The sequence below is a fragment of the Edaphobacter sp. genome (genome assembly GCF_035532915.1).
Lineage (GTDB): Bacteria > Acidobacteriota > Terriglobia > Terriglobales > Acidobacteriaceae > Edaphobacter.
In genome coordinates this window covers 1-11,956 of sequence record NZ_DATKQC010000422.1, presented here as the reverse complement: position 1 = coordinate 11,956, position 11,956 = coordinate 1, and the positions used below count along the sequence as shown (strand labels likewise).

Genomic DNA, 11,956 nt, shown 5'->3' with positions numbered 1-11,956 from the left:
AGTGCGCCGTGGTGATGGCGAAGTCAGAGCATCGCGCCGAAGCGCACGCCTTTCTCGACTGGCTGCTCACCCCAGCCGTGCAGGGAAATATGAGCAAGCTCGGGCTGGCCGCAGTGCAATAGCGTCAAATTGCTAAATGAGCGAGTTGGCGATTTGGCATAGATCGAGCCCTTGACGCCGGATGGTGTGACGGCTGCCTGCCTTCCACTGCCGGCTCGGGAGAGACGAAAGTCCACTCCAACACGCCGGAAAACAATCTCGGCCACATCAATCCCTCCGCGCCCGAGGACACCAATGTTACCCCCGGGAGTGTCGACAAGAAATAAGTCTCTTCTCCTCTTCCCTTGAGTTCCTGATCGATCATCACGAGCCATACCTCTTGAAACGATAGACTGGCGCTGTATGGATTTTGAGGCGCTTTGGTTGACCCTGCGGCTGGCTGCGAGCACAACAGCGATTCTGCTGGTCATCGCGCTGCCCTTGGCATGGTGGATCGCCTCCGGCAAAGGAGCCGCGCGGGCAGTCGTGCAGGCACTCGTAGCTCTCCCTCTAGTGCTCCCGCCGACGGTTCTCGGCTTCTACCTCCTGGTCATGCTCGGGCCACTCACCGCTCCGGGACGTCTGCTGACGCGAATCTTCGGCCACTCGTTGGCCTTCAGCTTTTCCGGATTGCTGGTCGGCTCCGTCCTCTACAGCCTGCCGTTTGCCGTGCAGCCGCTGGTAGCAGGCTTTGCCGTGGTCGATCGCGGATACGTCGAAGCCGCAGCCGGGCTGGGAGCTTCGCCGTGGCGAACCTTCTGGAGCGTGGTCATGCCCCTGACCCGAGGCTCGCTGCTGACCAGCGCGGTGCTGGCCTTCACCCATACCGTCGGCGAGTTCGGCGTCGTGCTGATGCTCGGCGGCAACATTCCCGGAGCCACGCAGACGCTCTCCATCTCGCTCTACGACCAGGTGCAGGACTTCCACTACAAGGCCGCCAACCAGACCGCGCTGGCGCTGGTGGTCGTCTCACTGGTAGCGCTGATCGTCATCTACTCGCGGCGCGGAAGCGGGCGAGGTGAACTTGTCTGAGCCCACCCCCCATCTCAGCTTCTCCATGCAGCATCGCCAGGGAGCGCTCGCCTTCGATGCCGCCTTCCGCCTGACCGAGCCATGGACGGTCCTCTTCGGTCCATCCGGCAGCGGCAAGACCACCGTGCTGCGAGCGATTGCAGGGCTGATGCGAGCCGATCAGGGACGCATCGTGCTGCATGGCGCCGCGACAAATGTGCCGACGACCTTGTTCGACAGCGCGACCGGGACTTCCCTGCCCGCCTATCGCCGCGGCGTCCGGCTCGCTGCGCAAGTCGCCGCGCTGTTCCCGAACATGACCGTGCGGCAGAACATCGCCTACGGCGTCCCGTCGGCATCGGCTGAAATCGTCGAAGAGACGCTCCAGCGCTTCCGCCTCACCGGGCTGGCCGAGTCCATGCCCTGGAAGCTCTCCGGAGGCGAGCGGCAGCGTGTCGCCGTAGCCCGCGCCGCAGCCTCCGCCATCACCGTAACCGGCAACAGCCTGCTTCTGCTCGACGAACCGTTCGCCGGGTTGCATCTTCCCCTGCGCGACGAACTGCTCGATGACCTCAGAAGCTGGCTCGCCGCCAAAAAGACGCCTGTACTCTCCGTCACCCACGACGTCGGCGAAGCCTTCCAACTGGCCGCCGAGGTCATCAAGTTCTCCGACGGCCGCGTCCTCGAACAAGGGCCGGTCGAGACCGTCCTGGCCGAAGAGCGGACACGTCTGCTCGAACAACTCTCCCGACATAACTAACGGTCAAAACGATTGACAGCGTCGCTATAATTAAGACAGAGATAGAGCAGAAACTCCGACCTCGCACCGGACTTTTCGTCCAGCGAACTCCGTACCGAAGTCCAGACTTAAAGTCTCTACTTCGAAGACTTTAGGACTTAAGTACAGGGGGGTACCCTCGGTCAGACGGAGCCGGAAGACGGCTGAACCGGCTCCTGCTCCAGCCGAATCCCAAAACGGGAAAGCACCTCGTCAGTAATTCTGTCCCGCAGCGCAAAGATATCCGCAGCCGTAGCATGACCTCGGTTAATGAGCGCAAGCGTATGCCGCGACGAGATGCCAGCCTGACCAAGGGCGAACCCCTTAACGAATCCGGCCTTCTCCAGCAGCCAGGCAGCCGGAAGTTTGACCATGCCGTCTGCGGCTGGCCAATGAGGAACCTCGCCAACGGGAAGTTGAAGATTGGCGGCGATCTGATCGAGCGCAGCCGGAGCGACAACAGGATTCTTGAAAAAAGATCCCGCGCTTCGGCAGTCCGCCTCTCCCTCGACGATCAGCATTCCCTTGCGATGACGAATAGCGCGAACAGCGTGATAGACGTCGAGCGGCGTCGGCGCGGGCCGCTGCGCATCCCAATCGGCAAAGTGCCGCTGCAGATCGGCATAAGCAAGGTTCGGTCGAGCGTCCAGATCGAAGCGAAAGGTCACGGCCGTAACAATATATTGTCCGCGCTGGCTGGTGTTGAAGATGCTGTGGCGATAGGCAAAGCCGCATTGGCTGTGCGAAAGCGTGACGAACGCGCTGGCTTCCATGTCGAAGGCGCGAACCGCCGTAATCGTGCTGGCGACCTCCTGCCCATAAGCACCGACGTTCTGGACGGGAGTTCCGCCAACCGAGCCGGGAATGCCTGCGAGGCATTCGACGCCGCTGATTCCCTGCTCGCACAGGCGCAGCACAACGGCGTTCCAATCGGTGCCCGCGGCGACGGTGTAGTCGACGAAGTGGCCATCATAAAAAGGTCCGACAGGATCATCGATGGCGATGCGGATGACGAGGCCATCGAAGCCCTCATCGCCCACAAGCAGGTTGCTGCCGCCGCCCAGAATGAAGATTTTGAGGCCATGCTGGCGCGCGAATTGAACCGCCTCGACCAGTTCGTCTTCGCTGGCAGCCTCGCAAAAGTACCTCGCAGGCCCACCGATGCGGAAGGTGGTAAACGGAGCCAGCAAAACCTGCTCCTGAACACGGATAGAAAGATTCGGCACGGTTTAGAGACTACAACACCCGCTCCAACTGGCGTGGCACGCGGCAAGACCGTACAATCGATTCAGGCGGCCGTTTCGGCCGTTTCAAGGAGATGCTCATGTATCCAGAGATTATGGTGATTCCCATGCGCGAGGAGCTTACCCGCGCAGGCCTGACGGAAGCCCGCACCGCAGCCGATGTAGATGCTGCCGTGGCGCAACCGGGAACGACGATGGTGGTAGTGAACTCGATCTGTGGATGCGCAGCCGGCAAGATGCGCCCCGGCGTTCGCCTGGCCATGCAACACGGCGCAAAGCCCGACCACGCGGTGACGGTATTCGCTGGTCAGGACCGCGAAGCGACCGAGAAGGCACGCGGCTACTTCGGCGGCCATCCGCCGACCTCTCCCGCAATTGCGATTCTGCGCGACGGTCAGTTGGTGTACCTGATGCAGCGTTCGGCAATCGAGACCTCGACCGCACCGGCCATTGCTCAAGAGCTGACGCGGGCGTTCGACACCTACTGCACGACGACCACCGCTTAGAAAATAGAACCGATCAAGCGAGCCGGACACCCTGAAAAGGTGTTCGGCTCGCTTATTTAATCTGACTCATCCTGCGACAGTTTTTGCCGATGAAGGAAGTAGCTATGGCAACCTTCAGCCACATCACCTCTCCTCTTCAGTCTGTTCCGGGGATGGAACCGCAGGCCGATTCCATTCGCTTTCCCTATCTGCTCAAGCGAACCGATGGAGAGATCGTCGGCGACAGCGCAGCCATGAAGCGCCTGCGCCTGCAGGTCCGGCGCATCGGGCCGCACTTTCGCGCGGTGCTGATCCACGGCGAAGGCGGAACGGGCAAGAAGATGGTCGCGCGGTCTCTGCACAAGGAGAGTATCCGAACAGATGGCCCATTTGTTGCGGCTGCCTCTGGCAATCGAATCTCCTATCTGATGAAGATCGCTCGAGGCGGAACACTGTTCTTCCATGGTATCGACGAAGCTCCTCTGGAGACGCAGGATGAGCTGTTGGAGGCTCTGCGAAGGCAGGAATGGTCGCAAGAGGGACTGGCCGCTCCACAGAAGCTGAGCACGCGGATTATCGCTACGACGAAGCAGGACCTGAAGGGATTCGCCGCGTCGGGCCGGTTCCGCCAGGAGCTCTATCAGCGAATCGCCATGGTGCAGATTGGAGTGCCTCCTCTGCGTGAACGGATGGAAGATGTGCCGGCATTGGCAATGCATTTTCTCGCTGGATTCGAAAGACAATATCGGCAGACGTTCACCATAGCGAAGAAAGCGATGGAATTGCTGCAATCCCATCGCTGGCCGGGTAACGTTCAGGAGATGGAAAGCGCGCTTGAAAATGTAGTTCTGCAAAATAAGGGCGGAGAGATTCAGGCGTGGGAACTTACCCTTTCAACCACATCCTCCGAAGTCAACCGGAACGAGGCTTCTGAAGAGGTTCCCATGAAAACCGCTCGCTTGCAGGAAGTAGTTGACCGTCATGTCCTTCGCGTCCTGCATGACTGCGCAGGCAATAAGCTGAGAGCGGCGGAGTTGCTGGGAATCAGCCGTTCCACGCTGTATCGAATGCTCGATAGCTGTTCACTCCAGGTTGCAGATACTTTACCGTTGGTCTATGAAGTGCCTGGAGTTGCAAGGTTCGCTTCGGAAAAAAGGACATCCCACGAGGAATCGAGATAGAGCCAGCGCTGGGTGCTGAACCAGCTGGTCGGCATCTCGGGAACGTGCAGGAGTCCATGACCACCGACGCAGATCAGCTCGGTTCCGTTCCATGCGAGGAAGGTTCGGGACGGTTGCCCCACACGCGCAGGGTTGGTCAGCTTGCCAAGACAGACGGGGCAGCGCTTTCTCTGGTCGCGAAGGGTCCAGCGCAGGGCAAACAGGCAGATGGAGAAGGAGGCTACGATCTGAATGTAGTCGGAGTTCTCCGGGCTCATCGAGGCGCTGAGATGGGCAAGATCGATCGACGCAAAGTAGACGATGGGAAGGATCAGTGCGAACTTCGCCGCAAGAAAGGCCCAGCGACGGAATTGCTTGTCTCGCGATAGCTTGTGATGCGCTGCGGCGTATTCCCCCAGCGGCAATGACGTTGTGGCCGGGAGTGCAAGAAACGCGAGAATAACAGTGAAGAGAAAGATGTTGAAGGTTCCGCTCGCCCGGCTGGATAGCGAGTTACAGGTGAGGTAGTCGGTATCGTCAGGCCCCACAGCAACGGACATCTCCCATCGATCGGAAAGATGGTTGTGTGCGGGCGAGGGCTCGAGATGACCCACTAAAAAGCCGCGTGCCTCCGCGGGGATTGCCGCGACATTTGCATCGGGTTCAAGCAACCAGGCATCGACTCGTCCGGGCAGTCTCCATTGATCGGCAGGAATCACTCCAAAGATCTCGGCCCGGCTATTCCCAACAAGGATGGTCGCTCCCGACACTTTTTGACCTTTACCGAAATATTTTTGCCATGCCTCATCGGTAATAACAAGTTTGGGTAAGTCATCCTTCAGGATGCGATCGGGGTTTAATAGTTGGATCGGCAGGCCAAGCAAGTCGAATAGGTTTCCGCTGGATTGTGCGACCGACAGCTCGATCGAACGATGGGGCGACAGGGCCACAGACCGGATCACAGGTTGATAGAAGGCGAAATCGCTGAAGAGCTTCTGCTTCTTCTCTCTCCAGGCACGAAACTGCTCTGCCCGGATCGTCGGATAGCCTGTTCCGGATAATCCTGAGCGGGTAATGAGCATAAGACGATGTGCATCGCGATAAGGCGAGGGCTGCGCCGCGATACGGGCACCGGGCAGAAACATTAGGAGACATCCCGCAGCAGCGGCGATGCCTGCCAGAAAAAGAAGACACCGCGCAGCAGACGAGAGCGGTTGCCTCGGTGGGAGAGCACTTCGCAGGTCCCGCCGAAGACACACGGCATCCTGAAACGCTCCGAAGCAGAAGTCGGCGACCTCTCGTTCAGCCTGCCACAGGATTGCATCCTCCGCTCCGCAGGCCTGGCGAACATGCCAAGATTCGGCACGCCACTCCTTCAACCACTCTGTCCGCTGACCGCGCGGGATCAAGAGTGCGGCCACACTGAGGGTCGCGAGATTAAAAGCCCGGAAAGCTCGAATCGCTAGAGGTTTCATATAGATTCGACCTCGGTGGAGGGGATGAGCTTTGTGAGCAGAGGATATCTTTTTCGCGATGCTTCGAGGGTGGTATTTCCGACACGCGTGAGCTTGTAGTACTTTCTCGGCGGACGCTGTTCGGCATCCGCGATGGATTGCTGCTCCCAATGAGAGCGAATCAACTCATCGCGTTCCAACCGGCGCATGGCGGGATAGACCGTTCCGCTGGGAAGGCCGGTTACCTCCATGACGCTAAAGCCATAGACGTAACCGGCATTAACAGCTTGAAGAATCAACGCAGCAGTGTGAGAGAGCCGAGGTTCGCCTGTCATGCGCTCATTCTAACTATGTAGCACACTACTTGAATAGTCTTATTAAGGACCAGTTACACCAATACCAGGCGCTTAGTTCCCTGCGGCGCCCCCTGTCCTTTCCAGGGTGAACGCCGCGGCCTGGAAATCGCCTCGCAACTCTACATCGACTCCACGATGCATCCAGTAGGCTCCGCTCGCCGAGGCTGGCGTGTCCTTGGCCAGTTTTCCGTCAAGCGGAGCAATGCGGTAGTTGGCGTTGGCATCCAACCCGCGAAGGTAGATGCGAGGGAATGGATATCGCTCACGGCTGGAATGCAGAAAGGCGAAGGCAACTGCCTGTTTGCCATCGCGCGAGACAGACTCGGTTACGGACTGCTCACTGTTATTTTCTGGCGTAATGAGCCGGTACAAGGAGCCGCGCTGTACGGTCTCGCGAATCGACTTGTACTGGGCAACCATCTTTTTGGCTGTGGCGAAGTCGTCGGGCGTCCACTTGTTCAGGTTGGCACCGATGCCGAGAGAACCCTGCATGGAAGAGAGAAAGCGATATTCGAGCGAGAGTGTGCGGTTGTTCACCCATGTCGGCGAGTCGGTGACCCACGCCATCATGATTCCCGGGGTGTAAGCGTAGGTGAAGCCATCCTGAATCAGCAACCGATCGTAAGCGTCGGTGTTGTCGGACGGCCAGACCTCATCCGTCAGCTTCATGATCCCTAGATCCACACGGCTGCCGCCGCCGGAACAGCTTTCAATCTCTACGTTTGGATGCTTCGCGCGCAGTTCCGCGAGGATGGAATAGAGATTGCGGATAAAGTCGACGTAGACTTTTTTCTGATCTTCCGGAGCGACCGCGGGCCAGCCCGGCTCGGACCAGTTGCGGTTATAGTCCCACTTGAGAAATGCGATGTCGTTCTCGTTGAGAAGCTTGTCGAGGAAGCCGTAAACGTAGGCGCGCACGTCGGGCCGGGCAAGATTGAGCACCAGTTGATTGCGTCCTTCGCTACGTGGACGCCCGGAGAAGTTCAATACCCAATCGGGATGCTTGCGGTAGAGATCGCTATTGGGATTGACCATCTCCGGCTCTACCCACAGGCCAAAGTCCATGCCGAGGGAGTGGACCTTGTCGATGAGCGGCTTAAGTCCGTGGGGGAACTTCTGCGGATTGACGTACCAATCGCCGAGTCCGGCGTGGTCGTCCTTGCGCTGGCCGAACCAGCCATCGTCCATGACAAAGCGTTCGACACCGAGGCTGGCAGCCTTTTCTGCGAGAGCCATCTGGCCGGCTTCATCGACACGAAACTCGGTCGCCTCCCATGAGTTGTAGAGGACAGGACGCAGCTTCGGAGTTGGCGCGTGCGGGAGCAGAGAATCGATTTCAAAGCGGTGCATCATTCGCGATGCGCCGCCAATGCCGTGGCTGGAGTATCCGCCATAGAAATATGGAGTCTGAAAATGTTCGCCCTTCTGCAGACGGTAGCCGAAGTCAAAAGGGTTGAAACCGCCGGTAACGCGCACTTGCTGCAGCTGATCCTGTTCGACTGCCAGCTGCCACGAGCCGCTCCATCCAAGCGCGCCGAACCATGCCTCGCCGCTATCCTGATCGCTGTCGCCAACATGGTCGATTGCGAACCATGGATTGTTTTGCGCGCCGGTGGTGCCTCGGCGGCTCTCGAGTACGGTCTTGCCAGGATGAACTGGCTGCTCCTGTACATTCCACTCGGCGGCCCACCGTCCCGTGAGGTAACGCAGCCGATAATCTGTGCCGCGGGGCAGGTTCCAGGTTGCCGCCTCAACCTGTTCGATGGTGAAGGGAGCATCGGTGCGGTTTTCGATCTCAGCCGAGCGGCGCAGGATGCCGGTCTCGGCGTCGACCTGATACTGCAGCGTGACGTAGACCTCGCGCGAGATGTCCTTCATCACGATGTCAAGCTGGTTGCCATCGATTCGGTGTGAGACATATTTCAAGACGAGGTCGCGGTTTCCGTCGGGAAAGGTAATCTTCAGGTCGGGTTCGACGTAGAGACCGACACCCCAGCCGACGAACTCGTGCGGAGTGGTTGTGATGGGGGGGTCGAAGGCGGCTGATTCGGGCATAGCCTTGGCTGTAGGGAAGCTATCGTTGGCGCCGAGGCGTTTGCCCCAGTAGAGGGACTGGAGCTGCTGGTTTTCATTGACTCCAAAAACATAGCTTGTATCGGCAGCATCGATGCGGAAGACGCGGGTGGCAACGTCGAAACGAATCGTGGCGGCCCCTGTCTCGGCTCTCGCGGTAGCAGTCTTCAAGCCGAGGAAGACCAGAAGTGTAAACGCACAGATCTGTGCGATGCGGCGAACCTGGCGTTTACCAGATAAAGATGCGAATGATGGGTCGTGCCTCTCGTACATTAGCTAGCTCCTCACAACTACAGACTGGTTCGACGAAAATTGACCGGCACTATGGCAGCCAGCGTAAACATACGACCGCGTTTCGGCAATGCAACCGAAATGATGCTGTGGGCTACACACAAGAAATGTATGTCACCGCGTTCTGTCCGCAACAGCGACAGAGAGCAGTGTATCGCCCATCGTCAAAGTCAGGTTTTCCTTCCTATTCCGGCGTTGAAAGCAAACGTTCTCTTGACGTTGACGGACCTTCGGGACTAGAACGGGGTCTCGCGATTATCAAGAGGAGCATCCTCATGAAGCCTGGCCTATCCCGTCGCAAATTCATAATGTCTGCTGCCGTATCGATGGTTCCTTCGGCAGTCGCCATCGCACAACCTAAAGGCACGCGCCTGATGGCGATGTAATGTTGTTGGCGCACTTGTTCTGGCTGAGCTTTTATTGAAGACAGCTAATCCCTGCTGTCTCCAATACAGATTGACTCAGGCCTAATCTATCTGGCTAAGCCGCTGATCTTTAGGTCTGCTGATAGAGACGGTATGTTTCGTCCTTGATTTCGGGAAAAGGAACCATACGGACCTTACCGGCGTCCGTCGCGACCTGCCAGATTGCAGAGTTGCCGATGCGCTGGGCGGCGAGTAGTTGCTTTTGGGTTATTGTCTCCGCAGCAGGCTCGATGGCAAAAAGAGCAACGGGGCCGTAGAGGAGAGCGACAACTTGAGGATGCTGTTCGTCAATCGGGGCCAGTCGGAGCGGCATGTCGAGCGAGAGTTCAATCCGGTCGCCGTCCTTCCAGGTACGGTCGATGGTTGCCCATGTTCCCGGTGTGAGCGCTGTGTCGATTGGCTTGCCGTTGACCGTCACCTTTGTGCTACGCCCAGCCCATGCGGGAATGCGCAAGGCGACGGCAAAGCGTTCTGGATGCGAGATCGCCAGGTGCATGCTGGTGTCGCCATTTGCCGGATACTGTGTCTGCTGGGTAAGCGAGACGCGGGCGTTTCCCTGCTGCCAGGTGACACGCGAGGGCACGTAAAGGTTAACGTTGATTCCTTTGGCGCCACGGAAATAAGAACTGATGCCGTAGTCGGCAGTGAGCTGCGGGAAAGTACCTGAACAACACGGCCATTTCTGCTCGTAGTCTACTTTCTTCGCGTCGTGGTTGTAGTCCGAGTAGTAGAAGCTCACGCCGTCGGAGCGGATAGGACGAGCGCCAAGAATAGTGTTGTAGAGGACGGTCTCCATGCTGTCGCCATAACGACTGTCGCCGGTAACGCCCATGAGATAGCGAGTAATTTTGAAGTGGCCATAAGCGCCACATGGTGTTTCAAAGCTGCTGTGGGTTTTGGCGAGACTATCTGCAAGCCCGTTTCCATTGGGATCCTGAAAGGTTTCGTTAGGGCCCCATCCGCCAGTGGCAAAACTTTGCTGCTGGACAAAGGCGAAGCCATTGCGGGCGGCGGTCAGATGTTTTTGGCTGCCGTCGGTAAGGTAGGCCTGCATGGCCGAGTTGAGCGCATTGACGTGGCTGTAAGCATGCTGGCCAGGCAAGACATTCTTGTTTTCAGAAAGCGGATCAAAGTAGGTGTCGTCTTGCAGGAAGCGACGGGCAAGCTGGCGATAACGAGAGCCTGCGCCTCGCTGGTAAGCGAGATAGAAGTTCTCGGGAAGAGTGTAGGTTTCGTCCCAGGTGAAGGAAATGTTCTTATGAGGGCGCGCCATCATCTCGGCACGGTCGAGGGCTTTGGGTGGAAGGAACGGCAGCACTGCATCCGTGGCGCGATTGAGTACGGCAAGGGCCTGAGGATCGCGAGCAAATTGATGTGCATCAATGAGGCCACAGTTGGTCTTGTCGAAGGTATAAGCCGGAATGCAATAGTCCTGATAGAACTTCTGGCTAATCGTGGGCGAGAAACCTGCTACGAGGCGTTGGACCTTGGCCTGAGTTGCCTTGTCGCCAGTGACTGCGTAGGCACGCGCGAGTCCTGAAAGATACTGACCGAAGCTATGGCCGGGAATGTACCCGGTCATGTTCCGAGGGGGATCGAAGAGGCTCGAAGGAGAGTACCAGCCGCCCATGTCTTCGCCGGGCGCAGGCAGACCGGAGAGCTGACGAAAGGGCTTGAGCAGGCTGTCCTCGTTGAGATCAAGGAAGAGTCGATGGTTATGGCGAAATTGCACCAACATGGGCCCATCGAGAAGCTGGACATCCTGATATTCAAACTGTGTGAGCGGTGCCGTAGACGCGGAGGCATTCATCGGCGCAGCGAGCGCGGGCGTATTGCGGAGGACTGCGCTACCGGCAGCGAGTGCTGCTCCACTCCTAAGAAAAGCTCGACGGGTTGGCTTGATCATCATAAAAATCCTTTGAGCTAGAAGAGACACGGTCTTTGGCAGCAGAGAGAAATCGTTTACTCATTTTGTACAAGCTATACTTTTGCCAAAGCGGAATGAGAGTAGCACTGGAAACCTCTTGCTGTAAACTCTCGTTCTTTGGACGATGAATAAAGAGGTTTTGCTATCTGCCACCCCATCGCCCGGGGCTGGGTTCAACGCGGCGAAGTAGATGATTGTGCTTCCTCGAGAACGTACTTTGTTTTTGCCTTTTCGTTGTGGTCCTTGGCTTCTTGTAGCTGCTTCACAAGTGCCGCGATCCTGGTAGCGTGCCTCAACTTATGTTCGGCAAGCAGTTCCTGATAAATTGCAGCCTCGTCGTAGGGGTCGCGCTTTGTCGCTTCCTGCGCCTCGGCTATGGTTTCCGCGAGGTCGTTGTGACGAAGCAAAAGAACACAGAGCAGATCGCGAGCGGGTTGATAGCTGGGTTCGAGCCGTACAGCGCGCCGAGCTGTAGAAATTGCTTTCTCAATCACCTTCTCATCTGCATTCGCTGTCTGCGAAAGTGCTTCCGCGTATAGATATTGCAGGAGAGGATCATTGGGGTGAAGCTGGCTCTGCTGAGCAAAAAGTGCAAGGGCAGCGACTGGATCATGCTTCTGGCTAAGAAGCATGCCCATTGCATCTTCAGCGAACGACAATTGCGGATTGAGTTGATGCGCTTTCTCAAAATCTCCGAGCGCAGCATCCACCTG

The 11,956-nt window shown here is 57.8% G+C and carries 10 protein-coding genes; 4 read left to right on the top strand and 6 right to left on the bottom strand.

Annotation, left to right across the window (positions count from 1 at the left end):
• The first annotated feature begins 402 nt into the window (after positions 1-402).
• Complete coding sequence (modB, locus tag VMU57_RS19920; protein WP_325386621.1) at positions 403-1,071, top strand: molybdate ABC transporter permease subunit; 669 nt, start codon at positions 403-405, stop codon at positions 1,069-1,071.
• Entirely contained in the window at positions 1,058-1,810 is a 753-nt protein-coding gene (locus tag VMU57_RS19915; protein ID WP_325386619.1) for an ATP-binding cassette domain-containing protein, read from the top strand. Before modB ends, VMU57_RS19915 begins: the two co-directional genes overlap by 14 nt.
• Positions 1,811-1,971: 161 nt before the next feature.
• Here VMU57_RS19915 and VMU57_RS19910 read toward each other — a convergent pair whose 3' ends face one another.
• Entirely contained in the window at positions 1,972-3,054 is a 1,083-nt protein-coding gene (locus VMU57_RS19910) for a UDP-N-acetylmuramate dehydrogenase (protein ID WP_325386617.1), read from the bottom strand.
• A gap of 98 nt (positions 3,055-3,152) precedes the next feature.
• Here VMU57_RS19910 and VMU57_RS19905 point away from each other — a divergent pair, with 98 nt between their 5' ends.
• Together VMU57_RS19905 and VMU57_RS19900 are read left to right on the top strand one after the other, a co-directional pair.
• On the top strand, positions 3,153-3,578 hold the full coding sequence (locus VMU57_RS19905) for a BrxA/BrxB family bacilliredoxin (RefSeq protein ID WP_325386615.1): 426 nt from the start codon (positions 3,153-3,155) through the stop codon (positions 3,576-3,578).
• A 104-nt stretch (positions 3,579-3,682) separates the two neighbouring features.
• Complete coding sequence (locus VMU57_RS19900; RefSeq protein WP_325386613.1) at positions 3,683-4,738, top strand: sigma-54-dependent transcriptional regulator; 1,056 nt, start codon at positions 3,683-3,685, stop codon at positions 4,736-4,738.
• On the opposite strand, the gene VMU57_RS19895 is transcribed toward VMU57_RS19900, so the two are convergent.
• The 5 genes from VMU57_RS19895 to VMU57_RS19875 all read right to left on the bottom strand — a co-directional run.
• Positions 4,672-6,192, bottom strand: a complete 1,521-nt coding sequence (locus tag VMU57_RS19895; RefSeq protein WP_325386611.1) for a hypothetical protein — start codon at positions 6,190-6,192, stop codon at positions 4,672-4,674. The genes VMU57_RS19900 and VMU57_RS19895 overlap by 67 nt on opposite strands.
• Positions 6,189-6,506, bottom strand: a complete 318-nt coding sequence (locus VMU57_RS19890) for a PadR family transcriptional regulator (RefSeq protein ID WP_325386609.1) — start codon at positions 6,504-6,506, stop codon at positions 6,189-6,191. The genes VMU57_RS19895 and VMU57_RS19890 overlap by 4 nt, the downstream gene beginning before the upstream one ends.
• A 72-nt stretch (positions 6,507-6,578) precedes the next feature.
• Complete coding sequence (locus tag VMU57_RS19885; RefSeq protein ID WP_325386607.1) at positions 6,579-8,873, bottom strand: alpha-galactosidase; 2,295 nt, start codon at positions 8,871-8,873, stop codon at positions 6,579-6,581.
• A gap of 513 nt (positions 8,874-9,386) precedes the next feature.
• Positions 9,387-11,225 (bottom strand): beta-L-arabinofuranosidase domain-containing protein, encoded by a 1,839-nt coding sequence (locus VMU57_RS19880; RefSeq protein WP_325386605.1) that lies wholly within the window; start codon positions 11,223-11,225, stop codon positions 9,387-9,389.
• Between the two features lie 191 nt (positions 11,226-11,416).
• Positions 11,417-11,956, bottom strand: a 540-nt coding sequence (locus VMU57_RS19875; RefSeq protein WP_325386603.1) for a hypothetical protein, incomplete at its 5' end; no start/stop codon positions are given.